General features: G+C 63.2%; 46 protein-coding genes and 1 tRNA gene. 24 read left to right on the top strand and 23 right to left on the bottom strand.

What is annotated here, in order from left to right:
- The first annotated feature begins 123 nt into the window (after nt 1-123).
- On the top strand, nt 124-1,299 hold the full coding sequence (locus JI59_RS15995; RefSeq protein WP_013833056.1) for an AI-2E family transporter: 1,176 nt from the start codon (nt 124-126) through the stop codon (nt 1,297-1,299).
- A 37-nt stretch (nt 1,300-1,336) separates the two neighbouring features.
- Here the strand turns inward: JI59_RS15995 and der are convergent, their stop codons facing one another.
- Nucleotides 1,337-2,713 (bottom strand): ribosome biogenesis GTPase Der, encoded by a 1,377-nt coding sequence (gene der, locus JI59_RS15990; RefSeq protein WP_013833055.1) that lies wholly within the window; start codon nt 2,711-2,713, stop codon nt 1,337-1,339.
- A 128-nt stretch (nt 2,714-2,841) separates the two neighbouring features.
- Between der and JI59_RS15985 the strand changes: the two genes are divergently transcribed.
- Nucleotides 2,842-3,510, top strand: a complete 669-nt coding sequence (locus JI59_RS15985; protein ID WP_007011639.1) for a CHAP domain-containing protein — start codon at nt 2,842-2,844, stop codon at nt 3,508-3,510.
- A 72-nt stretch (nt 3,511-3,582) separates the two neighbouring features.
- On the opposite strand, the gene JI59_RS15980 is transcribed toward JI59_RS15985, so the two are convergent.
- The gene (locus tag JI59_RS15980; protein ID WP_007011640.1) at nt 3,583-3,867 is read right to left on the bottom strand and encodes a DUF3297 family protein; all 285 of its coding nucleotides are present in this window, start codon (nt 3,865-3,867) and stop codon (nt 3,583-3,585) included.
- A gap of 78 nt (nt 3,868-3,945) precedes the next feature.
- Here JI59_RS15980 and JI59_RS15975 point away from each other — a divergent pair.
- A tRNA-Val gene (locus JI59_RS15975) sits at nt 3,946-4,020 on the top strand.
- On the opposite strand, the gene JI59_RS26230 is transcribed toward JI59_RS15975, so the two are convergent.
- The 20 genes from JI59_RS26230 to JI59_RS26800 form a co-directional block, all read right to left on the bottom strand.
- Nucleotides 3,999-5,261, bottom strand: coding sequence for a tyrosine-type recombinase/integrase (locus JI59_RS26230; RefSeq protein ID WP_007011641.1), 1,263 nt, complete (start codon nt 5,259-5,261; stop codon nt 3,999-4,001). The two genes, JI59_RS15975 and JI59_RS26230, sit on opposite strands and share 22 nt — an antisense overlap.
- 136 nt (nt 5,262-5,397) lie before the next feature.
- Entirely contained in the window at nt 5,398-6,267 is an 870-nt protein-coding gene (locus JI59_RS15960) for an MmcB family DNA repair protein (RefSeq protein WP_038576363.1), read from the bottom strand.
- Nucleotides 6,264-6,638, bottom strand: coding sequence for a hypothetical protein (locus tag JI59_RS26805; RefSeq protein WP_038576361.1), 375 nt, complete (start codon nt 6,636-6,638; stop codon nt 6,264-6,266). The genes JI59_RS15960 and JI59_RS26805 overlap by 4 nt, the downstream gene beginning before the upstream one ends.
- The gene (locus JI59_RS15950) at nt 6,635-7,006 is read right to left on the bottom strand and encodes a DUF4031 domain-containing protein (RefSeq protein WP_007011643.1); all 372 of its coding nucleotides are present in this window, start codon (nt 7,004-7,006) and stop codon (nt 6,635-6,637) included. The genes JI59_RS26805 and JI59_RS15950 overlap by 4 nt, the downstream gene beginning before the upstream one ends.
- Nucleotides 7,006-7,230, bottom strand: coding sequence for a hypothetical protein (locus JI59_RS15945; protein WP_007011644.1), 225 nt, complete (start codon nt 7,228-7,230; stop codon nt 7,006-7,008). The genes JI59_RS15950 and JI59_RS15945 overlap by 1 nt, the downstream gene beginning before the upstream one ends.
- Entirely contained in the window at nt 7,227-7,730 is a 504-nt protein-coding gene (locus JI59_RS15940; RefSeq protein ID WP_038576359.1) for a hypothetical protein, read from the bottom strand. Before JI59_RS15940 ends, JI59_RS15945 begins: the two co-directional genes overlap by 4 nt.
- The gene (locus JI59_RS15935; protein ID WP_007011646.1) at nt 7,727-8,434 is read right to left on the bottom strand and encodes an MT-A70 family methyltransferase; all 708 of its coding nucleotides are present in this window, start codon (nt 8,432-8,434) and stop codon (nt 7,727-7,729) included. The genes JI59_RS15940 and JI59_RS15935 overlap by 4 nt, the downstream gene beginning before the upstream one ends.
- Nucleotides 8,431-9,084: an HNH endonuclease gene (locus tag JI59_RS15930; RefSeq protein ID WP_007011647.1), complete on the bottom strand. Its 654-nt coding sequence runs from the start codon at nt 9,082-9,084 to the stop codon at nt 8,431-8,433. Before JI59_RS15930 ends, JI59_RS15935 begins: the two co-directional genes overlap by 4 nt.
- Nucleotides 9,081-9,350 carry a hypothetical protein gene (locus JI59_RS15925; protein ID WP_007011648.1) on the bottom strand — a complete coding sequence of 90 codons (270 nt, stop codon included), beginning with the start codon at nt 9,348-9,350 and terminating at the stop codon, nt 9,081-9,083. The genes JI59_RS15930 and JI59_RS15925 overlap by 4 nt, the downstream gene beginning before the upstream one ends.
- Nucleotides 9,347-9,715: a hypothetical protein gene (locus JI59_RS15920; RefSeq protein ID WP_007011649.1), complete on the bottom strand. Its 369-nt coding sequence runs from the start codon at nt 9,713-9,715 to the stop codon at nt 9,347-9,349. The genes JI59_RS15925 and JI59_RS15920 overlap by 4 nt, the downstream gene beginning before the upstream one ends.
- Complete coding sequence (locus JI59_RS15915; RefSeq protein WP_007011650.1) at nt 9,712-10,206, bottom strand: hypothetical protein; 495 nt, start codon at nt 10,204-10,206, stop codon at nt 9,712-9,714. The genes JI59_RS15920 and JI59_RS15915 overlap by 4 nt, the downstream gene beginning before the upstream one ends.
- Entirely contained in the window at nt 10,203-10,517 is a 315-nt protein-coding gene (locus JI59_RS15910; RefSeq protein WP_007011651.1) for a hypothetical protein, read from the bottom strand. The genes JI59_RS15915 and JI59_RS15910 overlap by 4 nt, the downstream gene beginning before the upstream one ends.
- Complete coding sequence (locus JI59_RS15905; protein ID WP_007011652.1) at nt 10,514-11,029, bottom strand: hypothetical protein; 516 nt, start codon at nt 11,027-11,029, stop codon at nt 10,514-10,516. The genes JI59_RS15910 and JI59_RS15905 overlap by 4 nt, the downstream gene beginning before the upstream one ends.
- Nucleotides 11,026-11,550: a hypothetical protein gene (locus JI59_RS15900; protein ID WP_007011653.1), complete on the bottom strand. Its 525-nt coding sequence runs from the start codon at nt 11,548-11,550 to the stop codon at nt 11,026-11,028. Before JI59_RS15900 ends, JI59_RS15905 begins: the two co-directional genes overlap by 4 nt.
- A gap of 28 nt (nt 11,551-11,578) precedes the next feature.
- A complete protein-coding gene (locus tag JI59_RS15895) occupies nt 11,579-11,812 on the bottom strand; it encodes a hypothetical protein (RefSeq protein ID WP_007011655.1) in 234 nt (77 codons plus the stop codon).
- A gap of 119 nt (nt 11,813-11,931) precedes the next feature.
- Nucleotides 11,932-12,165 carry a hypothetical protein gene (locus JI59_RS15890; protein ID WP_038576355.1) on the bottom strand — a complete coding sequence of 78 codons (234 nt, stop codon included), beginning with the start codon at nt 12,163-12,165 and terminating at the stop codon, nt 11,932-11,934.
- 100 nt (nt 12,166-12,265) lie between these two features.
- Entirely contained in the window at nt 12,266-12,589 is a 324-nt protein-coding gene (locus JI59_RS15885) for a hypothetical protein (RefSeq protein ID WP_007011656.1), read from the bottom strand.
- Nucleotides 12,586-12,822 (bottom strand): hypothetical protein, encoded by a 237-nt coding sequence (locus JI59_RS15880; protein ID WP_007011657.1) that lies wholly within the window; start codon nt 12,820-12,822, stop codon nt 12,586-12,588. Before JI59_RS15880 ends, JI59_RS15885 begins: the two co-directional genes overlap by 4 nt.
- 143 nt (nt 12,823-12,965) lie before the next feature.
- Nucleotides 12,966-13,388 (bottom strand): hypothetical protein, encoded by a 423-nt coding sequence (locus tag JI59_RS15875; protein WP_038576349.1) that lies wholly within the window; start codon nt 13,386-13,388, stop codon nt 12,966-12,968.
- On the bottom strand, nt 13,385-14,008 hold the full coding sequence (locus JI59_RS26800) for a helix-turn-helix domain-containing protein (protein WP_138921271.1): 624 nt from the start codon (nt 14,006-14,008) through the stop codon (nt 13,385-13,387). The genes JI59_RS15875 and JI59_RS26800 overlap by 4 nt, the downstream gene beginning before the upstream one ends.
- A 17-nt stretch (nt 14,009-14,025) precedes the next feature.
- Between JI59_RS26800 and JI59_RS15860 the strand changes: the two genes are divergently transcribed.
- From JI59_RS15860 to JI59_RS27120, 19 genes are all read left to right on the top strand, one after another.
- On the top strand, nt 14,026-14,277 hold the full coding sequence (locus JI59_RS15860) for a hypothetical protein (RefSeq protein ID WP_007011659.1): 252 nt from the start codon (nt 14,026-14,028) through the stop codon (nt 14,275-14,277).
- A 290-nt stretch (nt 14,278-14,567) separates the two neighbouring features.
- Nucleotides 14,568-15,119: an HNH endonuclease gene (locus JI59_RS26225; protein ID WP_081473924.1), complete on the top strand. Its 552-nt coding sequence runs from the start codon at nt 14,568-14,570 to the stop codon at nt 15,117-15,119.
- Nucleotides 15,112-15,537, top strand: a complete 426-nt coding sequence (locus JI59_RS15850; protein ID WP_007011661.1) for a hypothetical protein — start codon at nt 15,112-15,114, stop codon at nt 15,535-15,537. The genes JI59_RS26225 and JI59_RS15850 overlap by 8 nt, the downstream gene beginning before the upstream one ends.
- 3 nt (nt 15,538-15,540) lie before the next feature.
- Nucleotides 15,541-15,765: a hypothetical protein gene (locus JI59_RS15845; RefSeq protein WP_007011662.1), complete on the top strand. Its 225-nt coding sequence runs from the start codon at nt 15,541-15,543 to the stop codon at nt 15,763-15,765.
- Between the two features lie 10 nt (nt 15,766-15,775).
- The gene (locus tag JI59_RS15840; RefSeq protein ID WP_007011663.1) at nt 15,776-16,543 is read left to right on the top strand and encodes a helix-turn-helix domain-containing protein; all 768 of its coding nucleotides are present in this window, start codon (nt 15,776-15,778) and stop codon (nt 16,541-16,543) included.
- Nucleotides 16,540-16,869: a RusA family crossover junction endodeoxyribonuclease gene (locus tag JI59_RS15835; RefSeq protein WP_007011664.1), complete on the top strand. Its 330-nt coding sequence runs from the start codon at nt 16,540-16,542 to the stop codon at nt 16,867-16,869. The genes JI59_RS15840 and JI59_RS15835 overlap by 4 nt, the downstream gene beginning before the upstream one ends.
- Nucleotides 16,866-17,690, top strand: coding sequence for a hypothetical protein (locus JI59_RS15830; protein WP_007011665.1), 825 nt, complete (start codon nt 16,866-16,868; stop codon nt 17,688-17,690). The genes JI59_RS15835 and JI59_RS15830 overlap by 4 nt, the downstream gene beginning before the upstream one ends.
- The gene (locus JI59_RS15825; RefSeq protein WP_007011666.1) at nt 17,680-18,099 is read left to right on the top strand and encodes a hypothetical protein; all 420 of its coding nucleotides are present in this window, start codon (nt 17,680-17,682) and stop codon (nt 18,097-18,099) included. Before JI59_RS15830 ends, JI59_RS15825 begins: the two co-directional genes overlap by 11 nt.
- On the top strand, nt 18,096-18,365 hold the full coding sequence (locus tag JI59_RS15820; RefSeq protein WP_007011667.1) for a hypothetical protein: 270 nt from the start codon (nt 18,096-18,098) through the stop codon (nt 18,363-18,365). Before JI59_RS15825 ends, JI59_RS15820 begins: the two co-directional genes overlap by 4 nt.
- The gene (locus tag JI59_RS15815; protein ID WP_007011668.1) at nt 18,362-18,724 is read left to right on the top strand and encodes a hypothetical protein; all 363 of its coding nucleotides are present in this window, start codon (nt 18,362-18,364) and stop codon (nt 18,722-18,724) included. The genes JI59_RS15820 and JI59_RS15815 overlap by 4 nt, the downstream gene beginning before the upstream one ends.
- A complete protein-coding gene (locus JI59_RS25690; RefSeq protein WP_007011669.1) occupies nt 18,721-19,434 on the top strand; it encodes a terminase small subunit-like protein in 714 nt (237 codons plus the stop codon). Before JI59_RS15815 ends, JI59_RS25690 begins: the two co-directional genes overlap by 4 nt.
- Nucleotides 19,409-20,992, top strand: a complete 1,584-nt coding sequence (locus JI59_RS15800) for a hypothetical protein (RefSeq protein WP_007011670.1) — start codon at nt 19,409-19,411, stop codon at nt 20,990-20,992. Before JI59_RS25690 ends, JI59_RS15800 begins: the two co-directional genes overlap by 26 nt.
- A complete protein-coding gene (locus JI59_RS15795; RefSeq protein ID WP_138921273.1) occupies nt 20,979-21,164 on the top strand; it encodes a hypothetical protein in 186 nt (61 codons plus the stop codon). The genes JI59_RS15800 and JI59_RS15795 overlap by 14 nt, the downstream gene beginning before the upstream one ends.
- A 2-nt stretch (nt 21,165-21,166) precedes the next feature.
- Entirely contained in the window at nt 21,167-21,352 is a 186-nt protein-coding gene (locus tag JI59_RS15790) for a hypothetical protein (protein ID WP_038576333.1), read from the top strand.
- A 66-nt stretch (nt 21,353-21,418) separates the two neighbouring features.
- Nucleotides 21,419-21,682, top strand: coding sequence for a DUF2829 domain-containing protein (locus tag JI59_RS15785; RefSeq protein ID WP_007011673.1), 264 nt, complete (start codon nt 21,419-21,421; stop codon nt 21,680-21,682).
- A complete protein-coding gene (locus JI59_RS15780) occupies nt 21,679-21,891 on the top strand; it encodes a hypothetical protein (RefSeq protein ID WP_007011674.1) in 213 nt (70 codons plus the stop codon). The genes JI59_RS15785 and JI59_RS15780 overlap by 4 nt, the downstream gene beginning before the upstream one ends.
- A complete protein-coding gene (locus JI59_RS15775; protein ID WP_038576332.1) occupies nt 21,891-22,076 on the top strand; it encodes a hypothetical protein in 186 nt (61 codons plus the stop codon). The genes JI59_RS15780 and JI59_RS15775 overlap by 1 nt, the downstream gene beginning before the upstream one ends.
- Nucleotides 22,076-23,734: a portal protein gene (locus JI59_RS15770; RefSeq protein ID WP_007011676.1), complete on the top strand. Its 1,659-nt coding sequence runs from the start codon at nt 22,076-22,078 to the stop codon at nt 23,732-23,734. Before JI59_RS15775 ends, JI59_RS15770 begins: the two co-directional genes overlap by 1 nt.
- Nucleotides 23,735-23,736: 2 nt before the next feature.
- On the top strand, nt 23,737-23,907 hold the full coding sequence (locus tag JI59_RS27120; protein ID WP_007011677.1) for a hypothetical protein: 171 nt from the start codon (nt 23,737-23,739) through the stop codon (nt 23,905-23,907).
- A 2-nt stretch (nt 23,908-23,909) separates the two neighbouring features.
- Here JI59_RS27120 and JI59_RS27115 read toward each other — a convergent pair whose 3' ends face one another.
- Entirely contained in the window at nt 23,910-24,197 is a 288-nt protein-coding gene (locus JI59_RS27115) for a hypothetical protein (protein WP_038576329.1), read from the bottom strand.
- On the opposite strand from JI59_RS27115, the gene JI59_RS15760 reads away from it, so the two are divergent.
- Both JI59_RS15760 and JI59_RS15755 read left to right on the top strand, forming a co-directional pair.
- On the top strand, nt 24,196-25,077 hold the full coding sequence (locus JI59_RS15760) for a hypothetical protein (RefSeq protein WP_007011679.1): 882 nt from the start codon (nt 24,196-24,198) through the stop codon (nt 25,075-25,077). The two genes, JI59_RS27115 and JI59_RS15760, sit on opposite strands and share 2 nt — an antisense overlap.
- A 12-nt stretch (nt 25,078-25,089) precedes the next feature.
- Nucleotides 25,090-26,094 carry a major capsid protein gene (locus tag JI59_RS15755; RefSeq protein WP_007011680.1) on the top strand — a complete coding sequence of 335 codons (1,005 nt, stop codon included), beginning with the start codon at nt 25,090-25,092 and terminating at the stop codon, nt 26,092-26,094.
- The last annotated feature ends 5 nt before the right edge of the window (nt 26,095-26,099 follow it).

Here is a 26,099-nt window from a genome sequence, read left to right as displayed (position 1 = left end):
GCGACCTCGTGATGTGGGGGGATGCGCTGTTGTCTCGCCCGCTTCGGCGAAAAAATCCACCCCAGTCTTGCAGCTGCGAAGATCGGGGATGGAATTGCCGGATTTCATGATATTGCTCCGCCAATGGAGACAAAGCGCCCCTCAGCATACGGCCTTGAAGACTACGCGTTCATCGGCCTCGTCATTCTTGTCACTGTCGCCTTTGCCTGGTTGCTGGCCCCCTATTTCGGGGCAGTCCTGTGGGGCATCGTCGCCGCGATCCTGTTCGAGCCGATGACCCGCAAACTGGAAGTGAAGCTGGGCGGCAGGCCCAATACGGCGGCGGCGCTGGTGCTGCTTCTCCTGCTGGCAATCTTTATCCTGCCCGCCCTGTTCCTGGGCGCCAGCCTCGTGCAGGAGGCGACGTCGCTCTATGACCGGATCAGCAGTGGCCAGATCGACCTTGGCGCCATGCTGCAACGGCTCCGCACCGCCCTGCCCGACCAGATCGGCGACACGGTGGCACGTTACACATCCACCGATTTCGAGACGCTACGGCGCGAATTCGGCTCGGGCATCGCCAGCGGCCTGCAGGACATCGCCTCGCGCCTCCTCATCGTCGGCCAGGGGGCACTCAGCTTCATCGCCGCGCTGGGCGTGATGCTCTACCTCACCTTCTTCCTGCTGCGCGACGGCGAACGCTACGGCGAACTCGTGCGCACCGCGATCCCGCTGCGGCCGCACCTGCGCGATGCGCTGCTCGATCATTTCATGCTGGTCGTGCGCGCCACCATGAAGGGCACCGTTGTCGTGGCAGTGATGCAGGGTCTCGTCGGCGGCCTGATCTTCTCGGCCATCGGCATCGAAGGTGCGCTCCTGTGGGGCGTGCTGATGGGGTTCTTTTCGCTGCTGCCCGCCGTAGGCACCGGCATCGTGTGGGTTCCCGTCGCGGGCTACCTGTTGGCGACCGGCAACTATGTCGAAGGCGGCGTGATGATCTTCTGCGGCGTGTTCATCATCGGCATGATCGACAACCTGCTGCGCCCGATCCTCGTCGGTCGCGATACCCGCATGCCCGACTTCGTGGTCCTGATTGCCACCCTGTCCGGCCTCGAACTGTTCGGTCTCAACGGCTTCATCGTCGGCCCGGTCATCGCCGCGCTGTTCATCGCTGTGTGGAACCTCGTTTCCGAGGCGAAGGGAGCAGGCAGCCTGACCAATATCAAGGGCACCGAGGCGGCCAGGCGCGCCCAGGCCGCGCAAGCCGAGGGCGAGGCGGACGCGGCCGCCGAATCGGAAGCAGAGGCGCACCCCGGCTAAGCCAGCCGAATGCGCCTGCCGCTCCCGCGGGCCTCGGTCAGTCCTTCTTGAAGGGGTTCTTCGGGCTGCGCAGCGTCATGCGGATCGGCACGGCCTCGAAACCGAGTTCACGCCGCAGGCCATTGATCAGATAACGCCGATAGCTCTCGGGCAGCATGTCGAGACGCGTGCCGAACAGCACGAAGCCCGGCGGGCGCGTCTTGGCCTGGGTGATGTAGCGCAGCTTGATTCGCTTGCCGCCCGGCGCCGGGGGCGGATTCGCCGAAAGCGCATCGTCGAACCAGCGGTTGAGCGCGGCGGTCGGCACGCGGCGGCTCCAGGCCTCGCGGATAGAGAAGGCCGCAGCGATCATCTCGTCGAGGCCCTTGCCCGTGCGCGCAGAGACCGCGAGCAGCGGCACGCCGCGCACTTGCGCAAGACCGTCATCGAGCGCGGCGCGAATGCCATTGAACAGCTTCGAGGCGTCTTCGGCCACGTCCCACTTGTTGATCGCGATCATCAGTGCGCGGCCTTCCTCGAGGACTTTCGAGGCGATCTTGAGGTCCTGGTGCTCCAGCCCCTTGGTCGCATCGAGCAGGAGGACGACGACTTCGGCAAAGTCGATTGCGTGGCGCGCATCGGCCACCGCCATGCGTTCCAGCTTTTCGACCACGCGGGCCTTCTTGCGCATGCCTGCGGTGTCGATCAGGCGCACCTCGCGCGCGTCGCCGGTCTTGGGATCGGTCCAGAGCCAGTCGATCGCGATCGAATCGCGGGTGATCCCTGCCTCCGGCCCGGTCAGCAGCCGGTCTTCCCCCAGGAAGCGATTGATCAGCGTCGATTTTCCGGCGTTCGGGCGGCCGACGATGGCCAGCTTCAGCGGCGCCTTGAGCAGCGCCTCCTCATCGTATTCCTGGTCTTCTTCCTCGACCGGCTGCAGCGGTTCGAGGTGCGGCAACAGGACCTCGAACAGGTCGCCCATGCCTTCGCCATGCTCTGCCGAGATCGCCACCGGATCGCCAAGACCCAGCGAGTAGGCCTCGAGCAGACCGCCCTCTCCCGCGCGCCCTTCGGCCTTGTTGGCCAGCACGATGACCGGCACCGGAGAGGCCCGGAGCCAGTTTCCGATTTCCTCGTCCAGGGGTGTCAGTCCGGCGCGCGCGTCCACAACGAAGAGCGCGACGTCGGCAGTCGCCAGCGAAGCCTCGGTCTGCTTGCGCATGCGCCCGGGCAGGGTTTCCGCCTCGTCGTCTTCCCAACCGGCAGTATCGACGATCTGGAACTTCAGCCCGAGCAGTTCGGCATCGCCGAAGCGCCGGTCGCGCGTGACGCCGGGCTGATCGTCGACGAGCGCGAGCTTCTTGCCGACCAGACGGTTGAACAGGGTGGATTTGCCGACGTTGGGCCGACCGATGATGATGACTTGCGGGAGCATGATGGCGACTCGCTTGGGGATTTCCGAAGGCTTTGGCAAGCACCCGGCAAACATCCGGCAAATTCTTGCCGGTCCGTTAACCCAATTTTGCAGGCAAACGATAACCCCGCCTAGGTGATCGTGCAGGCATGAAGGGTTACTGCACAGCAATCATTTTCGCTCTGAGCGCGGCCGTAATCTTTCCGGCCAGTGCCCGCAGCGCCATCGACGCGATCGTGTCCAACGACGATTCCGGCAGCGCGGGCAGCCGCCCTCTTTCATCGGGTTCGTCCGGCGCAGCGGGCAATTCCGACTACCTGGAATGCGTGCCCTTTGCGCGCCAGCTTTCCGGCCTGCAGATCTATGGCGATGCCCATACCTGGTGGAAGCAAGCCAAGGGCCGGTACGCCCGCGGGTTCGAACCGCGCGTCGGCGCCGTCCTGGCGATCAAGCCGCATGGCAATTCCACGCTCGGCCATGTCGCAACCGTCACGCAGATCGTCGATTCCCGCACGATCCTGGTAAGCCACGCCAACTGGTCGGTCCCCGGCAAGATCGAGCGCAACGTCAGCGTGCTCGACGTCTCGCCGGAAAACGACTGGAGCGAAGTGCGCGTCTGGTACGGCCCGGCCCATAACCTGGGCGCATCGCACTGGCCGGTCGCGGGCTTCATCTACAACGCGCAGCCCGGATCGCTTCCGGACGCCGGATCGAGCCGCGTTGCCTCACAAGCCGATTCGGCGCCGCCCTTGAGTGAGGGCAAGAAAAAGGGCCGCCACAGCGACCCCATCGGCGCCATCATCGCCGGAAACTACTGAGTTTACCCGAAAGGGGCCGGTCCTGTGCGGGATCGCGGAACCGCCCCCGAAACTCTGCCTTGCGAAGAGCGCCTACTTGGCGACCGGCGCGTCTTCGCCGAGATCCTCGTACCATGCTTCGACCGGGCCATTCAGCTTGATCGTCAGCGGATTGCCGCGACGGTCGAGCGTCTTGCCTGCCTGCACGCGCACCCAGCCTTCGGAAATGCAGTATTCCTCGACATTGTTGCGCACGGTGCCCTTGAAGCGGATGCCGATGCCGCGGCGCAGCTTTTCGGCATCGAAGAACTCGCTCTTCGGGTTGATGGCAATGTGATCGGGCGGCACGTCAGGGCCGGAATTGGTCTCTTCGGTCATGCTCCGCGCTTTAGTCGGCAATGGACGCTTGTCAATTCGCGCGGAGTTGTCTAGGGGCGCGCTTCCGCAACTGGAAGCGGGCGCGTAGCTCAGCGGTAGAGCACACCCTTCACACGGGTGGGGTCACAGGTTCAATCCCTGTCGCGCCCACCATCCATTGGATGGCTCAGGTCCTCGCTTGCAGCGGATCTCTTCACCACAACATTCCGACCCCCCTGACCCTCGGTGGTCAGCAAATGGTCAGCACTAAAAGCCTTCGCCTCACGGTGGACAGCGCGCCAGATCGTGGTCAGCGCTCGCACGACATTGCGCATCCGCTCGGGGCGGTACTTCGCATATATCTTGGTCGTGCGCGCCAGCTTGCCGTCATGGCCAAGCATTTCCACCACTTCGCGCTCCGGCACCGATTCGTCCTCGTAGAGCATGGTCGCGATCGTGTGCCGGATCGTCTTGGGGTGCACGTCGGCGGATAGGCCGAGCGTGCGGCGCATGATGCGCCAGGCCGTCTTGCGGCTGCCAGCCGTCGCGCCGCCTTCCCTCTTCCACTTGCGCAGGACCGCGCGCAGCGGCTTGATCGCAGGCAGGACAGCGTTGCGCTTCTTCGTCTGCTTCGATGCCTCGGGCTGCAGGTCGATAAAACCGAACCGCTCGTTGAACTGGGTCCGGGGATCGAACTTGAGTGCAGCCTGTGGACGCACGGCCGTGGCGAACTGGAGCGCGACGAATCGGAACAGGTCGAGATTGTGGCTGGCGTACCAGCCGATCCGCGCCATCTCCTCGATCGTCAGCACGCGCTCGCGCGGCGGCGACTTATACTCTTCGCCCAGATCGGGAATGCGCGGCGCGTGAGTGATGCGCATGTTGTCGGCCGCATAGTGGACCGCGGCGCGCACGTCGTTGATGTTCCGCTGCACGGTCGCCCCGGCGACGCCCGTCTCACTGCGGTAGTCGAACGTCTCGCCGAACCACTCCAGATCGAAGGCATGCGGGCCCATACGCCATTCGCGGAAGCGCTCGAACAGCGCTGGGGTCAGATCGGTCACGACGGCATTCACGCCCGCCTGGTCCTGCAGGAGGAAGGCGAGGAAGGTGCGCAGGGAGCGGCTGGTCTGGTCATTGTTGACCGCCTTGCGCCCCTTCTCCTTCCAGTAGGTGATGAGAATCGGCGCGACTCCCGCGTCCGTCGGTGCCTGCCGGGTGCTGAGCGCCTTGATCTCGGCAACGTGAGCATCGAGGACGGCCTTCGCTGCGTCTAATGTTCTCTTGCGAGTGCTGCGATAAACGACCGTCCGTCCGCGGGGGGTGGCGATTTGCCAGATGCCCTCGGCCTTGCCGTCGCGGCGGAAATCGAGCCAGTAGTCGCCGACGATATAGGGGCTGGTGTCACGGGACATAGTTCGTTCGCTTCAATCCGGGAGATCATTTCGAGCACGCCGTAGCCGGCGAGCTCCTGCAACTGGTCGAGGGTGAAAGATGCGCCGGTACCATTGCGAAGCGCCCGGCGGTACTTCTGCGCGATGCTATGGGCGGTCATGCGGCCTTCTCCTGAGTGAGGGCCTCAAGGGTCTTTGCTGCCTGCTGAGCGGAATGCAGTGCGCGGGTTAGGGCATTCTCGACCTTTTCGACACGCACATCGGCGCGGCATTCTGCCTGCAATTCAGCGATGCGGCGGCGGATGCCATAGACGCTCGCGGGCTCTTCCAGTCCTAGCCACGCCAAAAGGTCGCGCTTGGCGATCTCGTACTCAGCGGCCTCGCGCTTGGCGAGCTCGATGTGGGATTTCTTCCTCGCCTCGGCTTCGAGATCGATCCGTTGCCACATGGCCCGGCGCTGTGCCTCGTAGTTGGTCGCCTCAGTTTGCGCGGCAGTGAGGTCGCGAGCTGCCTTCGCCACGGCGGCACCGAACTTCTTGCGGACGGCTTCGTGCTCCACCCACAGCTTGATCTCGCGCGGCTTTGGGATTGTCCGCTCAACCGACCTATGAACACCATCGATCAGGAGCTTCATGCATGCATCCATCGGTAGCGTGACCGGCTGGCGTGTGGCCTTCCGGATGTTCCGCCACACCTTGTCCTTGCGCACTATCAAGCCGCAGCCGGTCGGGATATCGGCTGGTGTGCAAAGTCCCTCGGGGACGGCAAAGATGACGGCACCCGCGAATTGCAGATACTTCTGCCACTTGCCCGACGTGGTATCGGAACGCAGATCAGAGCGGCTGATCTTACATTCGTAGGCAGTCGGGAGCGGTTTGCTGTAGGACCGTTCAAGTGTGTAGACGTCGGGGCGAGGCGAACCGCTGGGGCCGAGTTGCATGTCAGTCCAGACCATCCGCTTATCGTTGCGGAGGTACTGCGCCAGATCTGCGGCTAGTTCGTCGTGCTTCCATCCGTGGTCGCTCATGCTGCCCACCTCCAGTGGCCGCTCTCCGCCCTGGAACAGCCCTCGATCGACAAGCGAAGTCGACCGGCGGCAATCGGGTGATTTGCCACCATCCACGCTTGCTCGATGGGCTCTCCGTCAACGGCCTGGAACAGCCAGCAGTAATCCTCGTCGCACCAGGACCCATTTCCCCAAGGACCACGCCGTTTGTTCCAATCGGTTTCCGCCACCCTGCACTCCGGGTGCGAGTACCAACCGAAGAAGTCACCATCCTGGATGGTCGAGCAGTACACAGCCGGCTGGCGCGCATGGATCATCGTCCCGCAGGCTTCGCAGCGGTGCGGCTTGCGGACGGCGCGGAGCAGGCGCTCGCCGAGAAACTCGTAGCTCATGCTGCCTCCCTCGCGCGGCGTTCCCGCGCCTGCTCGACCGCTGCGAGCATCTTCTTTCCCTTGCGCCGGCGCTTCGGATCGTCGGAGTTCGCGTCGAGGCGCGCGGTGTACTCGACCGGACCGTAGCGATCGGTGAGCACCGCGCCGTAGCGCAGGGCCTTCTCCTTCTTGCTCAGGGAGATGTCGAAGTGGACCCAGGCCACATTGCGGTGCTTCCCGTGCGAGAGCGTCGGGTGGCCCTGAATCCACTTGCGCTGGACACCGATGCGGTCAGCCATCGCGAGCAACTCGTCGAGGCTCTCCGACCACATATGACACATAATCATGTTGCCGAGGCGCAGGCGGGTGTCGTCGACGTAGACGGTCATCAGAACGGCACCTCGTCGGCTGGTTCAAATTCCTCGATCTCGACAGGCTGTCGCACGCGGGCGACGAGCCGCGCTTCCATGACGAAGAATTCCTGCAAGGGATTTTCGAGCGCAAGGCGTGATGCCTCGGCCTTAGCCTGCCAATCGGTGGGGTGCCTGTGCGTCGGTGGGCGCGTGCCTTCAGGATTCCAGACGATGAAGAATGAAGGCTTGGTCTCGCTCATGCTGCCACCTCATCGGCTGGCATCTGGTATCGGATGCGGTGATCCTCAGGCAGGTAACGGCGAAAGCTCGCAATTGCCTCGTCGATGTTGGGATGTCTTCCGGCAATTCCACCGTCATGGCCGCGTTGAAAGAACGAGAGCTCCATGTGGCCCCACGCCTTCGCGCGAATTTCGACACGGATGCGCGCCTCGTGTGCGAGCATGACGAGCATCGTCAGGGCGCCGCTATCGAACGTCGCCATGCGGCCATCACGCCACGGCACAAACATTCCGGAATGGTGACCGTTCGAGCCTGGCGCGCCCCAATTAACGCGCTCCCAATTGATCGGGGCATTGTAGATCCCGCCGCCGACCATGCCGCAGATGTCGATCACCTTAGCCTGGAACTGGGTGAGCTTCTCCGGAGCTGGCTTGTAACGTTTCCGGTTCTTCCCGGCGAGGTTGGCATAGTGGTTGTTGGACTCCACCCATCTGGCGTGGTCCATAGTCGCGTAGCTCATGCTGCCACCTCATCAAACTTGCCCGCCTCATCGCCCCAGCAATCCCAGCCCGGGCGGCTCGTGCGGCTAAAAATCTCGGCGTAGGGTCCGGCGTAGAGCGCCTCGACCATCTCGTACTGCTCCTCCGGCTTGCGGCTGTGCTCGCGGACTGGCGCGACAATCAGGTTGCGCACCGAGCGCGACTGCACGCGCGGCTGGCCGATCGTGCCGACCAGGACGAACTCTGCGGCAGAGCGGAAGACGTAGCCGGTCCCGAAGGCCCATGCCTTGCCGGTGCTCGACTGCTTCGCCCACGCGGCCGATGATTTGAACGCAAAGCCCCACTTGCGCATGAGCTCGACAGCGTCGGGAAGCATCGGCGCGGTCGCCCACATGAACATGGCGCAGTCCGGCGCGGCCAGATGCGCGACCGGCAGCGCGGCGATGTCGTCGAGCGACATGCACTGATAGTGCGCCGTCGGGTTCTTGCCCTCGCCCTTCCCGCTGAAATTCCGGAAGTGCCACGGAGGATCGACCAGTAGCGCGCCGTAGGAGAATGGGCGCATGGTGCCGAAGGGCCAGCTTGTGGCGCTCTTGTGTCTGGAATTGGAAACGAAATCAGTGCTATCGGGCGCGCCGCCACTGGTTTGTGGAGCGCGGCTGTGTGGAGCCAAGTCGTGTCCAAAGCGATTATGCGCTGGCGGGTTCGATTCCTGCCCGATCATGACTTCCTCGCCTCCCGTGCCGCGTGCTCGACCTTCGCCACAGCGAGGACGGCTGGCTTCAATTCGTCGGGCGCGTCGTCATAGGCGAGGACATGCCGGTAGCGATTGCCGCCAGCGAGGCGTGGCAGGAGCGCTCGCGGGATCAGCTCCCAGTTGCTCGGATCGGTGTTGAGCCTGTCGCCCAGGCATTTAAGGCAATAGCCTTCGGGGATGGGGCCATTGACGGCTTCCCACTCGACGCGGTGCACGAGCTGCCAGCGCGTTTGCATGGGCAGGCCATCGTGAACCTTGCGCTCGCGGTAGCCGTCCTCGCTGACACGCTCCGTTCCGACCGGCTGCCAGTTGAGGTTCGCCTTGCCAGTGCGGTTGCCCTTCTTGAACTGCGTGCGCCGCGCATTCGGGTGCAGCCCACCGGTGCCAGGCGCACACTTCTTGCCCTTGTTCACCGGTTCCTGCCCCTTGGCGAAATGCCCGGTGCGCCCAGTCTTCCAGCCCTTCCGTTTGCGCAGCGCATGGAGATGGCCGGCGGTGACATCATCGCGCGCAAACTCGGCGACGAATGCGCGGTGATAGTCGCTGATGACCATCGAGCGGTGCGCCTCAAGCCAGTCCATTTCGGCGGGGCTGTAGCGGATAGCCCGGCCCTTCATGCGTTACCCTCGTAGCTAATAGCTTTGCGCTCAACGCTCGGCGCGATGCCCTTGAGGTGAGGTTCAAAATGATAGCCGTTGTCCGCCAGAAGCTTCGCGGCCTTGAGTTGCAAGTCGGCGTTGCGGATGATCTGGTCTGCAACCTGGACCATCGCATCGGCGCGCTTGGCCTCCTGCTCGATCTTGTCGGCGTCCATGTCCTCGTCGCCCAGGCGCTCGAGCTGCATGAACAGGTGATCGTTGAGGTCGGTGAGCTTGTTCTTCATGCGGCTGCTCCGAAAAGGTCCATCTGGTCGGGGACGAGGCTCTCGGCCCACTCGATGATCTCGCGGGCTTCCCGCTGCATCGACGGGTCTGTCAGTTTGGCGAAATCACGGTGGAACCTCGCGATTTGCTCGCGGATCGCATCCTCACGCCTCGGGTGCGGCTGGCAGTCATCAGTGATCGGTCCTGTCGACCCCCACCAGCTGCCGGTGAAAAACGAGAACCCACGATATGACCGCCAACCTTCCGGGGTCTCCACGAGATCAATTGCCGCCCGGCGCCCGCCACCCTTGCGATAGAGTTTAAGCTCTTCGTGCGGGCAGTAGACGCCGCAGTCGTTCTTGGTGCCGGGGAGCCAGTTGCTCATGCTGCCCGCGCCTCCTGCTCGGCTGGAAACTGCTTTGCGAACCAAGCGGCCAGCTGGGCACGGTGCTCGCCGATTCCGGCGCCGTCCGTCTCGTCGATCTTCATGATGTTCCAGAGATTGCTGCCCGATGCCTTCCACATCGCGTCGCGGTAGAGTGTGCCGCCCGCGAACAGGACCGCCTCAGCCTCATCGACGAGGCCGGGGACCATCTGGAATTCGTAGGAAGGATCGAGCGCCATCTTGGCGATCAGGGCGGCCGAGATGCGCTGCTCGTAGTCCGGCACCTCGACGTCGACCGGGATGAAGCCGTACAGGCCGCTGAGGACCCAGATCTGCAGATCCTTCGATGCCAGGCAACGGGCAGCTTCCGGATGCCGGGCGAGGCATGCGCGGAGCGTCTGCCACATCGGGCCGTCGTAACGGTCGAGTGCGGCAAGCGGGGCTGCATCGGCGCGCTTGGTGCCGGAGCAGGCCATTATGACGAGCTTCATGCCCTGCCCTCCGCCTTGGCGATGGCGGCTTCGACGCGATCGGAGAAGGTGTTGCCCAGGCCAACGCTTTCCCACGCAATACGGCGATCAGCTTCAGCGAGGAGTGCGAGCAACTCAGGCGCGGCCGAGATAAGGCGGGCGTTCGCTTCCCAAGGATCAGTCCCCGCTCGGCGGTGTGCACTCAACTGCTCGTCTGTGTAGACTTCAGGGCTGCGCGCTTGGCAGATGAGATAGCGACCGGCGCGAACAATACCCCAATCGTCATGCGGCTGATTGCGGTATTCCCAAGGCCCCTTCGTGTGCCCGCTCATGCCATCACCCCGCGCGGCTGGCCTTCCTCGGTGACCGGGGAGAGGTCGCCATACTCGCCGCAGCCGCGGCCCGGCTGGCCCGGATCATCCTCGTTGACGAAATCGAGATAGTGCACCCAGCCATGGCCGCAGGCGAAGCCCCACTCGCGGACTTTCGGGCCCGTGATGAACAGCGAGATCGCGCGCTCGCCCGGGATGACCTCAAGGCGGTGCAGCGCCATCGCACTGCGCTCGACGAAGTCACCGGCATTGCGGACAGTCGCGCCCTGGGGCGTGTGCTCGATGTAGCGGCCCGCGATCAGGTAGCTGGTGTTCGCCCACGGATGATCGTGCAACGCGCGGTCGTCGTCGCTCTTGCGGATCTCGTGCAGGTAGACGTTCATCTGCTCGTTGCGCGGGACGATGAACCAGCGGCGCAGATAGTCGTCGCCGATCACGAAGTCGGGCTCGCGCTGCATGATGCTTTCAGCCCATGCCTGCATTTCGGGGAGAGTGGCGTAGGAGAGCATCATGCAGCTTCCTCGACCCGCACGTATTCGGTCGTCGGTACGTAGGGAAATTCAACGTAAACGCGGCTGTCTCGGCTGGTGTATGCAGCCCCGCTCGGCTCAATGAAGACGCGGCCATTGATGTCGTAGGCCTTGCCGTCATCCTCTCGGAATACGTGGCCGCAACGCTTGTTCTGCTGCAGCCCGCCGTAGGCGATATCCATCCACTCGCTCTCGTGACCGGTCAGCGGCGAGAAAGGTTCGAACTTGAGCGCCTTCTCGATGTAGGTCTGAGCGTAGCTGGCACTCGAGCCCGAGTGACCTTCGAGGCCAAACATCGCGACCATATCGAGAACATTCTCACCTATGGCGCGCTGCATCTTGTCGGCTAGTTCATCTCCTTTTCGCGGGAAGGCTATCGCCCACTCGCTGCGAGCGTGCTTCAGATAGTTGCTGTCACGTTGTGACCAGCGAACAAGCTTGCGACCGACTTCGCCGACCAGATGATTGATGCGATACTTTGCGCGCAGAATGCTGTGTCTCATGGTGGGAGAACCTCAGTAGGCTGTGAAATCAGTAGGGGAGCTCGTTCTCGGGCACGTGCATCCGGCCATTGGCCTGGGCGGCATCGCGATCTGCGATCACTTCCCGCGACTTGCGCAGCACGAGCTGGACCACGTCGGCCGCCCTCTCGGACTGCGGCGCTGTCGCCAGGCCAGTGGCGCCAGGCCAGACGCGCAGGAGATACGCGGCAACAACCTCGGCCTCGTCGTAAGTGAGGTGGAGCATGTTCGGTTCGGTCGTCACGCGGCTGCGCCTCCGGTTGCCCGCGACGGCTCCGGCGCCGCGGGTGGTATTCGCAAATCGGCAAGCGGGGGGATGGGAGCCGATCGGAGCTGCGGTTGGGAGAGGTTGGCCGGGGACGGTCATTCGCCGCCCTCCGGCCTGCGACCCGGCAGGCTGCCAGGATGAAAGACGAGCGCGGCGCAGCACGCGGCTGCGATCGAGCCAAAGACGAACACGACGCCGAACACGGCCAGCCAGAGGCGGTCGGAATTCACGAAGGCCTCGACGGCTGGATTGCGCAGGAGGAACTGCGTCCAGACATGCGCAGAGAGCGTGCCGAGCGCGATCAGGACGATGGCGATGATGGTGCGCATCACAGCTCACCCCGCTGCGTCATCCGGTCGATCATGTAGTCGAACAGGTCGATGAAGTTGTCGAAGGTGACGACCGGCCCGGTCGTAAGGTGCAGCCGGATCATGCCGCCACCTGCCGTGCCGAGAGCGACATTTCCTCGATACCGAAGAGCAGGCGCTGCAATTCCTCGCGGCGATGCTCGATCAGGTCGACCTTGTCCGAGACGTGGAACGCCTCGTTGTTCTCGCCGTCGTGGTAGGCGAGCGCCTTCGAGTACGGGAACATGCCCGCCTCGCCGATGTCCTTGGTGAGGCCGTCGAAATCCCGGCGGTGCCACATGTGCCAGCGGCGCGACCAGATTAGCCAGCAATGCTGCCCCTCGGGCGTCCTGACCAGCTTGCGCAGGAACTTGCCGTTGCGATTGCGGAGACGCGGGATCTTCATGCCACGCCGCCTTCGCGGAGCGGCTCGCCCCACTGCTCCAGCTGCCATTCAGCACGGCGCTGCGCGTATTCCATGAACGGTGACGCCGCGCCGCCCTCGCCTTCAAGGGCAGTCAGGAAGTTGCGGATCAGGTTGACGGCGACCGCGCGCTCGACCTTGCGGGTGTCGATGGGGCGACCAGCTACCGGCTGGGCCACTGCGCGATCTGCGGTGAAATGGGATGCGCCAGGCATCTTTCCCTCCAATCAGGCTCCCGGCGGGTCGGCGCTTTCGGCTCACCGCTGGGCTGTTGGAGGATGTTAGATCACATTTTGTGATTTTCAGTCAAGCCAAAATATTCACAAGTTGTGAATACGCCGCCGCAATGTAGGGCGAATCACCTTGCGATATCAGGCTGCCGATGGCGCTCCTCATCGGCGAGTGCCCGGTTTTCCAAGCAGGGGGCAAGTGTGACGGTGAGCAATACCGTGATGAGGAGTTGGATGGAAAACCTGGCCGAAGCCCAGTCTCCTGCGTCGTCAGCCACACCCAAATTCGGCGGTATGATGAAGGTGATGGCGTAAGTAGCGCAGTACAAGACGCGCCCAATCGCACAGAGCATCAGCAAACCAACCGGGTAGTGCCACCAACGTTCGATAGAATGGGCGTAATGCAGCCTTCTTCGGCCGTTGGTTATCCGGGCAAACGAAAGCGTATTGGCAAACCAGATGGGCGATACAATCGCGGAGACAATCCAAATCCCGCCGAACGCTCCGAAAACCCACCCCAAAATAGCCAGACCGAATTGAGCAGCGTTCACCCGTCAGTACCCGTTCGCACGATCGCTTGTGCCAAATTCACCAACTGACGCCGCTCGGTGTCGCTCGCATTGATCCAAATCTCAATTATATCGGTTGGAAGGGTGCGAGGGTCATGTTCAAGAATAAACCCCGGTTGTGTCTTGAGGGCCGGCGCCAGTCGGCGAAGCCACTTGGCTGACAAACCTCGCTCGCCCGCTTCCAAGTATCCAATCATGTTTGGATTGGTGCCTACGGCAGCCGCCAATTCTGCCTGCGACATGCCGCGAAACTCGCGCCATGCCTGCAGGTAGTTTGGCCCACCATTTTTGTCCGCACCTCCGGTCATTTGGGGATTATCGCAAATTGTGATGAGTAAATCTCCACACAGATTGTGATATTCACCCCTTGCCTCATAATTCACATTCTGTGATATGGAGGTATGGATAAGCCATCGCCACGTGAGTTGCGCGAAGCTACTGGCATAAGCCAGTCTTACGCCAGCATGATCGCCAACGGTGTTCGCGACCCTTCGCGTCCCCTTGCCATCCACATTTTCCGAAAGACTGGCTGGAAGCACCCGCTGATAGCTGATCTCTGCGCAGACCAGATCGATGTGCTCGAGAAGGTTGATCCTTGGCACCCGCGGGACGCCGCCGCGTGATCCGCCGCACGGAGGATAGCAGCGACACGGCTGCCTTCCACTTGCTCAAGTCGAGCGCTGCGCGTGGCATGCCCTGCCCCTGCAACGATGCCATCGCGGCAGCGATCGGCAGGCGCGGTCCGGCATCGGGCGCCAGTGCCCTGCGGCGGCTGGAACGAAGCGGGGCGATCTCGATCGAGCGCGCCCACGGCTGGCGCACCGTCACCATCACCGAATTCGGCCTGACGACACAGGGAGAGGACGCATGACGCTCGCCACCGTTGGAGTGTTCCTGCTCAAGTGGACTGCAACCGCCATGGCAGCCGCAGCTGCTTATGCGGTGGTCTTCTACCGGGCGAACCGCTGAGCCATGAAGCTCGCGGGTGCCGCCATCCTTGCCTGGCTCTTCATCGACCACATCGCGGCCCCAGCCGTCTCGCGGGCGCTCACCCGCATCTTCGGCCGGCACAACACCTCGTAACCGCATTGCGGCTGGCACTGGCCGGTTTCTCGCATTCGTCTTCATGCAACCCTTTTACTTCGCAGGTGCAGCAAAGTCATGGTTCATAAGAACACGATCTTGGAAAGCTACGCCCTAGGGGAGTCCCAAGGTAAGATAGCGATGGATTTAGGTATCAGCGCACGCACTGTTTCGCGTGTGATCGCCGCCAATTTCAGCGAGGCAGAACGAAAAAAGCTTCGTGGTCAGCGTGACCTGATTAGCGCTGCCGTAAAAGGCCAGAGAATCCAGCAAGAGCGTATTTCTTCTGGGAAATTTCGCATCATTCGAAGCGGTGAAGTATTGGTCGCCGTAGCGGGTGAAGTGAGATTTATTTTCGACATTTGCGACGAGTATCTGCTTCGGCGTTACCCTTGGCGAGTGACGGCCGACAAACGGCTCGCCCGGCAAGTACGTCGCGATGGTCACGTTAAGAACATCTATGTCTATCACGACATCCTGAATGTCGCGCCGAGCATGGAGCAGGTGGTTGATCATATCAACCGTAACCCGCGCGACAATCGGCGCGCGAACCTTCGCGTCTGCTCGCATTCCGAAAACTGTTTGAATCGATCGCCCTCGGGGCAGCGAAAGGCGCTTTTAAATGGCTGACTACGACAGGATTGTACGCGACCGGCAACGGTCGATCCGGCGCCAGATGGACGAGCGGCGCATTGCCATCAAAGCGGTACAGCTGGACGGCGGCTGGACCTCCCCATCCACGGTGCTTTCCTACTTCCCGGCCGATGCCGACCGTGAACCGGCGACGATGTCCGTCGCATCGCTGTTCCGCCTGATCGAAACCGAGGCGCTGCCGCTCGAGCTGCTGTCTCTGCTCCTGCCCTCGGGCTTCGTGATCCAGCGTGTTCCGGAAGGCATCGACTTCGACGAGTACGAGAAGCACTGCCACGAGTTCCTGCGCATCAAGAGCGCGGCGCACCATCCCGCGAGTCCGGCTGGCCGAGAGGTGAGCGACTGCGAGAAGACCGGCCTGGGCGAGGCCGTGATCCCGCTGCGCGCTGCCGGGTGAACCATGGCGAGTGCGGCAGACATTCCCGGCCTGACACCAGCCGAGCCGGATCTTCCCCGGCTGGAGACGATCGTCACGCTTTGCGAGCAGCGCGTCGAGCGTGCCGCCGTGCGGCTGCAGCGGGCAACCGCCGAGCACGATGATGCGGCCACCGCGCTGGAGAGCGCGCGTGCTGCCCGGGACCACTGGATCGCGAACAACGACGATCCGCAGATGATGATGTTCTGAGAGGCGACTGATGGTTGCACGCAATATCCTGAGCGGTCGCACCGCCAATACCGAATGGTTCGCGAGCTGCGGCCTTCCGGATTCCGAGCCCGTAACCGCCGCCGCATATGCGCAGAGGCTGGTCCGGTACATATCCGACGCCTCTACCGTCCGCGCTCGTGTGCTCGATCGCTACACGACCGCGCCCTCGTTGGAAAAGATCCGCGGATGGCGAGAAGACTGGACCGGCCTCGTTGCCAGCCGTGCGGCGCTTCGCGCTGTCGACGAGGAAGAATGGGCCGAGGAGGCTGACGACGAGCCCGAGCAGGACTACGCGCGCTCCATCGGCCACCTTGCGTCCTCTGTCGTGGAGCGAAGTCGGCGACTGGCTGTCGTGCTTCGCCGGGAAAATGTGGTCCCTCCACCGCCGGTCAAGCGTGTCCCTGCCTGGCCTGCCATCACGATAAACGACGTCATGGAGCGGTGTGGCGATCCCTTCGGTATCACGGTGGGAGAGATCATCGGCAAATCGCGCAAGCGCGACATCGTGCGCGTCAGGCAACTCACAGCAACGGTGCTGCGGGCGCGCAGGAACAGCTACCCGCAGATCGGTCGATTCATGGGCGGACGCGACCACAGCACGGCCATCCACTCGGTCAAGGCATTCTTCGATGTCGGCATGCGCGACCAGGCCTTCGTTGATGCGTGGATGGCGAACGCGCCTTGCGTCCTGAAAGCCGCCCGCTCTGCTGACGAGCTGGATTTCATGATGGGCGTTACAGTGGGGGTAGAGCCTTGATCGAACTCCCCTTCCCTCCGTCTGCGCTCTCTGGGCACGCCAAGGGCCATTGGCGGCGCAAGGCCTCCATTACCAAGAAGTGGCGCGCATGGGCCTTCGTAGCCGCGCTGGAGGCCCATCCAGCGGTACCGGCGGATGGCGACATCAAGATCGTCGTGCGCTTCTATCCGCCCGACAGGCGCAGCGACCGCGCGAACTTCATGAACCGCATGAAGCCGATCTTCGACGGCATCGCCGATGCCCTGAAGGTCAACGACAAGCGCTTCGTGCCCTACCCAGAGTTCCACGAACCGGCGACGCCCGGGCGCGTGGAGATCGTCATTTGACGGGCTTCATCGTCATGGAGCGAGACGCACTTGATCATCCCCTCCTGAAGGACGGGGAACGCTTTCGCGCGTTCTTCTGGCTGGTTGCCAAGGCATGCTGGAAGCCGACGCCCTATGACATCAGCGGCAAGGTCATCTCGCTTGAGCGCGGGCAGCTCTGCGCCAGCCGCTCGCAGTTGGCCGAAGCATGGGGCTGGTCCCCTTCGGCGGTGGAGCGGTTTTTGACCCGTCTCGAAACCGAACAAATGATCGGACGGGCAACCGGACAGGGCAAGACGATCATAACCATCTGCAACTACGCCAAATATCAGGACGTCGAAACCAAGACCGGACAAGCAGCCGGACAGGAAACCGGACAGCGACCGGACAGCGACCGGACAACAAAAGAACAAGGGAACAAGGGAACAAGAGATATTCCGTCAGCTAAAGCTGACGGGCGCGACGACGCGCCGCCTCCTTTGGCCCTCGATTTTGCGGCGACGATTTTCCGGACCGGCCTGACGATCCTGATGGATGCCGGGCACAAGGAGCAGCCTGCCCGCTCGATCATCGGGCGCTGGAAGAAGAACTACCACGAGAGCGTGGTAATCGCCGTGCTGGCCCGGTGCCAGAAGCACACGCCGGAAAACCCGGTGGAGTGGATCACGGCGGGCCTGAAGGCGGAGGCAGAGCGCGCTGCCGGTCGGGTTTCATTCCACCAGGGCAGCGCACCTGAGCGCCCATCGACGAAACAGATCGGCTTCGAAGTGGCAGAGCGCCGCCGCCAGCGCAGGCTTGATCAGGAACAACACCAGCAAAGGATCGCAATCGGTGAACGATGAACCGGAAATGGTTATGGGAGCCATGCTGTCAGCCAGTCTCGCCCTTGTGCGTCCGGTCGGCATGTCGCCCCAGGAGGCGGACGAATGGCTCGACGTCGCGCTCGAGACGCTCGCCCATCTTCCCCTGCACATCTTCGAGGCAGGAATCCGCGCGGCGCGCATGAAGTGCACGCATCATGCCCAGATCGTGCCCGCGATCATCGAGGCGACGCGCGAGGACCTCGCCTGGTACAACCGGCCCAAGACGCCGCCGATGCTGCGCCTCGTCGCCCCAGAGCGTCCGATCAGGACCGAGCCGCTGCCCGATCCGGAAACGCTGAGCGCGGAGTTGAAGCGCATCGGGCTCTCGCAAGGCTGGATCGTTGAGCGCGACGGCCGCCTGTTCTGGGAGGAGGACAGCGCGGCATGATCCGGGTGTCGAGCTACGCCATCAGCCGGTACATGGAGAGCGTACGGCGCTGCACGGAGGACGAGGCTCGCGCGGCGCGTTCGACACCAGCCGTCCAGTGCGCCGCCGACTTCGGCTGCGAGTGCGTCCGCCTGCCGGGCGGCCAGCGGATCATCATCAGGAATTTCGTGGTCGTCACGGTGCAGCCGGCGACCAACTACCGGCGCCAGGTCAGGCGTCTTGGGCTCAGCCGCTACGGGCGCGGCAATCGTGAGGAAGGGGAATGAAAATGCGGTCGATCAATCCGCGCACCGGCACCGAGATGACGCCGAACGAGACGATCATCTATGATGAGCTGTGCCGGGCGGCTGAGGCCGGAGAGCCCTGCCCGCTCAATCTCGACCTGGAGATGATGATCGGCTGCAGCTCGTCGAGCGGCGCACCGACTGTGGTCAAGAGGCTTGAGGAACGCGGCCTGATCAAGGTGATCCGGTTCCAGCGATTCAGGCGTGTGCAGATCTGCGCTACAGGCCAGTGGACCATGAAAGCGCCGAACCAGCAGACGACCAGCCGCCACGTGCCCCGCGGGTGCGGCGCCGGTTCGCGCGCAGGCGGCAAGGTGCAGGTTCGCAAGGGGGCAGTGTGAGTAAGCCGCTCACTCCGAAGCAGCAGCGGTTCGTCGAGGAGTACCTCGTCGACCTGGACGGGCCGAAAGCATATATTCGTGCTGGCTATCGGGTGTCGTCAGGTGTTGCTGCCAAAAAGGCTGCGGCTCTTCTCGCTCGCGAGGACGTGCAGGAGGCCATCAAGTCCATGCGGGCCAGTGGCGCGAAGATTGGTCGGCCATCGGCCTACTCTGAAGAGATCGCTGACCGCATCTGCGCCGCATTGGTGGAGGGGCGCAGTCTTCGCAGCATCTGCCTAGACGACGGGATACCTGCGCAGAGCACAGTTTTCTATTGGCTTTCCCGCGACTTACACCCTGATTTTTCGGAGCGCTATGCGCGCGCGCGCGAGGCGCAGGCTGATGCGATCTTCGACGAGATCCTCGACATCGCCGACGATGGTAGCAACGACTATGTCACACGCACGCGTGACGACGGCTCGGAATACCAGGCGTTCGACGCGGAGCATGTCCAGCGGTCGAAGCTACGCATCGATGCGCGCAAGTGGATGGCCGGCAAGCTCCAGCCGAAAAAGTACGGGGACGCCACAACGGTGAAGCACGCTGATGCGGACGGCGAGAAGATCGAGCTGGACGACGTTGCCAAGTTTACGCGTCTCGCGGCGATAGCAGCGCAAGCCCACAGCATGATCGGAGAACAGGGCGATGAGCCTGCCGACGACGCCGGCTGAGTGGGAAGCGCTTTACTACGCGGCATCGCCCGAACTGCGCGCGGAGATCGACGCGCTGCTAGAAGCTGACCTTGCACACCACATCTGGCGCGCGCAGGTTGGCAGGCAGTCAGAGGCTGCGGACAGTCTGGCGTTTGTGACGGGCTATGGCGGTGCAGCCGGTGGCGGTAAGTCCGACCTGATCTCAGGGCTCGCGCTGACCGAGCACAAGCGCTCTGCCATCTTCCGCCGGGAGAAGACGCAGACCGAAGGCATCATCCAGCGTCTTACTGAGATTCTCGGGTCAACCAGCGGCTACAACTCGCAGAAGTCGGCATGGCGTGTGGGAGAGCGCCTGATTGAATTCGCGGGATTGGACAATCCAACCGATCACCAGAAGTGGCAGGGGCGCCCCCATGACCTGAAAGCTTACGACGAGGTGACGGAGCAGCGCGAAACGCAAGTGCGGTTCACCATGGGCTGGACCCGTTCGAACGATCCGATCCAGCGATGCCGCGTGCTCATGACATTCAATCCGCCTACCACGACCGAGGGCCGCTGGGTGATTGACTACTTCGGACCATGGCTTGATCCAAACCACCCGAATCCAGCCAAGCCAGGCGAGCTGCGTTGGTTCACGACGATCCGCGGAAAAGATGTGGAATGCGAGGACGACCGGCCCTTCGTGCTATTTCGCGGTGAGCCACTGTATGATTTCGATCCGTCAGAGTTCTCGCCTGAAAAGGTGATTACAGCGCGGTCTCGGACCTTCATCCCGTCTCGCGTTACCGACAACTACTTCTATGTCCGCTCGGGCTACATCCAGACGCTGCAATCGCTACCGGAGCCACTGCGCTCCCAGATGCTGGAAGGCGACTTCAATGCGGGCGTGCAGGATGATCCCTGGCAGGTTATTCCAACGACATGGATCGACGCGGCCATGGCGCGCTGGGCGCCGAAGGAAGCACCGAGTCCTATGGATAGTATGGGCGTCGACCCGGCTGCCGGCGGCAAGGACAATATGACGATCTACCCGCGTCATGGGACCTGGTTCGCGAAGCCGGTTCGCATTCCCGGCATAGAGATCCCGCAAGAACGCGCCGGGCCGATAGCAGCCGCCAAGGTAATCGAAAACCGCAAGGACCGTGCCGTTGTGCATGCTGACGTGATCGGCTGGGGGCTTTCATGCTGCAACTTCCTCACGGCCAATGGTGTGCAGGTCGTTCCGGTGAATTTTGCCAACGGATCGAAGGGGACGACGGCAGATGGCACGCTCAAGTTTGTGAACCTGCGCGCCGAGGTGATCTGGGGAATGCGCGAAGAGCTCGACCCGCAAAATCCAAACCCGATCGCATTGCCGCCCGATCCCCGTCTACGACGCGACCTCGCAAGCTACCGATGGGAGCTTCGCCCAGCCGGTATCTTCATAGAGCCCAAAGAGCAGCAAAAGAAGCGGCTGGGCCACTCACCCGATGACGGCGACGCGTGCTGCCTCGCCAATCTTTCAACCGTGAAGGCTGAAGTGTGGGAAGAGATGCAGGCCAATTCTGGAGGATATGATCCATATGACGACATTTGATCCAGCGCTGGAGGCGTGGCTCAAGTCCCTTGGCTCGCTCGGCTATCCGCGTGATTGGGTTCGTAACAACATGACAGTCCTGGTGGAGCGTTTTCACAAGAATGGCGGTGCAGAGATGCCGCGGTGCCCGGATCCGACGCCTGAACCCTACGACCCGTACAAGGGACTTTGACGATGCCCCGGTATGTTTCGCGCGCGCACCGGGCAGCGGACTGCGAGTGGTGGGAGGGCCAGCGCCTTGAGCCGGTGCCCGAAGTGGATATGCATGAGCCTGTGCGCACCGGTCTACTCGATCAAGACGGCAACGAGATTTGGCGCATGCCGCGTCCCATAGGCTTCGGCCGCGACGACGAATGGTAGTGTCCGCGCGCGATTCAACGCCAGACTGATAGGCCGCATACCGCCTCCTGACATCAGGAGGCATCAATGGATTTCGGCTCTGCCCTCGTGGCACTGAAAGACGGCAAGCGCGTTTCTCGCGCTGGCTGGAACGGCAAGGGCATGTTCCTGTTCCTTGTCCCCGGCTCGCACTTCAAGGTCAATCGTCCGCCTCTTCTCGGGATCTATCCCGAAGGCACAGGCATCGATTACCGCCCGCACATCGACATGAAGACCGCACAGGGCGACGTCGTGCCGTGGGTAGCGTCGCAGAGCGACCTTCTGTGCGAGGACTGGGGAATCGTCGAATGACGTTCCTGGCCGCCATCATCATCGCCCTGCTCATCCTCGCTGCAGTCTACTGCGGCGGCATGTGGGCATGGATCGCCTACATCGCAGTCAAGGACCGTGCTCGTTTCATGGCAGACGAGCTGATCGAGTTCGAGCGCCAGACGTTCCACCTCGGCCTCTGCTTCATCCTCGCAATCGGCTTTCTCGGCCTAATCACAGGAGCGCGCTGATGTGCACCGGCACCCCTGACATCCCATCCGTCCCCGAACGCCAGGCCATGAAGCTGCCTGACAACGGCGCGCCCGAGGGATCGACCGATAACAGCCGTCGTCGCCGCGCGATCATCGCCGGTCTGATGACGTCGCCCTCGGGAACGGTGGGCTCGCCCTCCGTCGGGACGCCGACGCTCGGCTGATGAGCGACCTGCGCGACCATTGCCAGACTCGCCTCGACGCGCTCAAGTGCCTGCGCTCGGATTACGAGGCGGAGTGGCGAGACATCTCGCGCTTCGCGCAGCCGGCCCGGTCGCGCTTCCTTGCCTCGGAGAGCAACAAAGGCACGCGACGCCGCACGCGCAATAACCGGCTGCTCGATCCACACGGCATCGAGGCGTTCCGCACGCTCGCGAACGGAATGACGAGCGGGCTTACGCCATCGTCCAGCCCGTGGTTCACGCTACGTCTGGCCGACGAGGACCTGAACGAACTCCCCGGCGTGCGCGGGTGGCTCTCCGATTGCGAGAAGGCGATGTACGCTTTCCTCGCCCGCACCAACTTCTACGGCGCGGCCAAATCGGGCTATGCCGAGATGGGCCTGTTCGGCACCGAGGCCTGTGTCATGGCCGAGCACATGACCGCTGGTTCGGTGTGCCATGCCATGACGGCGGGCGAATACTGGATCGGCCTGTCCGACGCCCTCACCCCAGACACGCTTGTGCGCGAATGCACGATGTCGGCGCGCCAGCTGGTGCAAGCCTTCGGCGGCAAGGCACCAGACCTGGTCAAGCAGGCCTATACCGGCAAGCGCAGCGACCAGTCGTTCACCTACTACAACCTGATCGAGCCCAATCGCGAGTACATCCCCGGTCGCTTCGGTTCGAAGCCGTGGATCTCGGCCTACTGGCTGCCCGAGGACAAAGCGGGCCGGATGATGGACGTGCGCGGCTATAACGAGCAGCCGTTCTGGGCGCCGCGTTGGGGCACGATCGGCGGTGACACCTATGGCGTCTCTCCCGGCATGGAGGCGCTGCCTGCGCTGCGCGAGCTGCAGTTCCACGCAAAGCGGTTGAACGAAGCCGTCGACAAGCTGGTGAAGCCCGAGATGCTGGTCAAGCAGGGCATTCGCGTAACCGGCGAGCCCGGCGCCACGCGTAGTGTGCCAAACCTCGATCAGTACGCGGCCATGCCAGCATACCAGATCCCTTACCAGGCGGTGCAGGCGATCGAGGGCAAGATCGAGAAGATCTACCAGCAGATCGACAGTGCGTCGTTTGCCGACCTGTTCAACGCGATCACGAACATGCGGGGCATCCAGCCACGCAACATCGAGGAAATCGCCAGCCGCAACGAGGAAAAGCTGACCCAGCTCGGGCCAGTCATCGATAGCGTGAACGGCGAGAAGCTGCACGTAGCGATCGACCGCACCTTCGGAATCATGATGCGGGGCGGGTTGCTGCCGCCTCCCCCTGCCGCGCTCGCTGAAGCTGGCGGCGCGCAGATCAATGTCGAGTTCGTCTCGATCCTTGCGCGCATGCAGCGTGCCGTTGGCGCCGGCCAGATCGAGCGCGCCCTTGGCATGGCCGGGAACCTCGCCGCGGCCAAGCCGGAAGTCATGGACAACGTCAACACCGACGAGGCGCTGCGCGAATACTACGACCGGCTCGGCGTCCCGGGCCGCATCCTGCGGGATGAGACCGAGGTCGAGCAACTGCGCGCCAACCGCGCCAAGCAGGAACAGGCGGCACAGGCGGCAGCCATGATGCCGGCCGTCAAGGACGGTGCCGACGCGGCCAAGCTCCTTTCAGAAACCGATGCAGGCGGCCGCAGCGCGCTCGCCGCCATGATGGGAGGCTGACCATGTGCACCGCGAACCCGATGGGCATGCTCACCAGCAAGGCAGGACGTGCAGCGGCGCTCGGCGGAATCGCCGGGACGATGATCGCCGGTGGAGCCAAGAACAAGCAGCCGCGCGGACCGCAGCGCTTCGGTGACGGCACGGTCGATCCGAAGACCGGGGCGATGTCCTGATGTCAGAGATCTCGCGGGAAGACGCTGAGTGTCTGCTCGCTCGTCCCGAATTTCGCCGCTTCCTTTTCGCTGCGATTCAAAGTGCGGGCCTCCTCGCTCATGAAGGTCCCGCTCATGGGCCAATAGAGCGTGACCTCAGCTTCATCGAGGGGCGCCGGAGCCTGGGGTTCGAGATCCTGCAGATGGTCGAGCAAGGCCAGCCTGAAGCGCTCCGCACTCCCGGGGCCCTGGCAACGATCAGCGCAGCGATCCGCGAAGCGATGAACCCCGATCCGAAGGAGAGAACCCATGGACCCCGAAAACGACGCGACCCGTATGCAGAATTCATCGACGAATAAGACCGCCCGCGTGGCGATCCTGTCCGGCCATATCCGGCCGACGGCGATGGAGCGACTGCACGGCCGCCTGATGCGTGCCCCTGATCACGACGCCGGCACCGGTGGCGCCCCTGCGACCCCTGCCCCTGCCCCTGCAGATCCTGCCGCGCCTGCAACGCCGCCGGCTGGTGACCCTCCGGCTGATCCCGCGCCCGGCACCCCGCCTGCTGACGGCCCCAAGGATGATGGCGAAACGTCGCTGCTCGGCGGCGCGGCAGCGCCCAAGCCTGCGGCTGGTGATCCTCCGGCCGATCCGAACGCGAAGCCGGACGATCCCAAGCCCGGCGAAGAAAAGCCCGCGGCTGGCGATCCTGTCGTGCCCGAGGCTTACGAGCTGAAGGTCGAAGGCATGGATCTCGATCCCGCTGCGATCGAGGAAGCGACGCCGATCTTCAAGGAAGCTGGGCTTACCAACGAGCAGGCCCAGAAGATCATGCCCGCCGCCGCGAAGTTCCGCGACAGCGTGGCGAACCAGACGCTGCAACAGCTCGTCGACGCCGGCGCGAAGCAGAAGTCCGATTGGGCCGATGCGACGAAGGCCGATCCCGACATCGGCGGCGCAAAGCTTGAAGAGACGCTGCACCTCAGCGCGAAGGCTCTGGACGCGCTCGGTTATCCCGAGGGTTCGGAATTCCGCAAGGTGCTCACCGAGACCGGCTTCGGCAATCATCCCGAGATGGTGCGCATGATGCGCAAGATCGGCGAGATGGCGTCCGAAGACGGGTTCCCGCGCTCCGGCGCAGATCCTGCAACCCCGCTCTCTGTCGAGAAGCGGATGTATCCCAACGACTAAGGGGAAACTACTATGGCCATTCTCGGCAACTCCTACTGGGACCTCATCAGTGTCCTGAATGCGGGCGGCGACGGCATCGGCGATGTTGTCGAGGCTCTGACGCAGCTCACGCCCTTCATGAAGGACGCGAACGTCATCACCTGTAACAAGGGTGCAAAGCACGCTTCGTCGATCCGCACCGGCCTGCCGTCGGTTTCGTGGGGTGCGCTCTACCAGGGCATCGCCCAGAGCAAGGGTGCCTATACCCAGGTCGAGGACACGACCGGCTTCATCGAAGGCATGTCGGCCGTCGACACGCGCCTCCTGAAGCTCAAGCCCGATCAGGCAGCCAAGCTGCGCCTCATGGAAGCCGGCGGCTTCCTTGAAATCATCGCGCAGACGCTGGAAAGCGCCGTGTTCTATTCGAACGTGAACATCAACGGCAAGCAGTTCCACGGCCTCGCGCCGCGTTACAACTCGCTGGCGAACAACAACGTCATCGACGGCGCTGGTTCGGGTTCGGACAACACCTCGATCTGGTTCGTCACCCATGGCGACGGCCAGACCTCGATGCTCACCCCGGAAAACATCCCGGCTGGCGTCGTACGCGAGGACAAGGGCGAGCAGCGTGTGACCGACGCGAATGGCGACCCCTATTACGTGAAGGAAGAAATCTTCACGCAGCACGCAGGCGTGACCGTCAAGGACTGGCGCTTCAATGCCCGCGTCGCCAACATCGACGTCTCGGAAGTCATTGCCGGTAACGTTGGCGTCAATGCACTGATGCGCAAGGCCTACTACAAGCTGCAGGGCCGCCGCTCCTACAAGATGGAAAAGCCCGGCGAGATGAGCCCCGGCCGTACCGTCATCTACATGAACAGCACGATGATGGAGGCGCTCGACGCGGAAAGCACCGCGACCGGTTCCGCCGTCCGCCTGCGTCCCATGGAGATCCAGGGCGAGGAAGTCCTCACCTGGCGTGGCATGCCGATCCGCGAGACCGACGCGCTGCTCAACACCGAAACGGCAGTGGCGTAAGCCCC

The organism is Novosphingobium pentaromativorans US6-1, from assembly GCF_000767465.1.
Lineage (GTDB): Bacteria > Pseudomonadota > Alphaproteobacteria > Sphingomonadales > Sphingomonadaceae > Novosphingobium > Novosphingobium pentaromativorans.
Note: the sequence above shows the minus strand (reverse complement) of the source record. Positions and strands in the feature narration are given on the sequence as shown.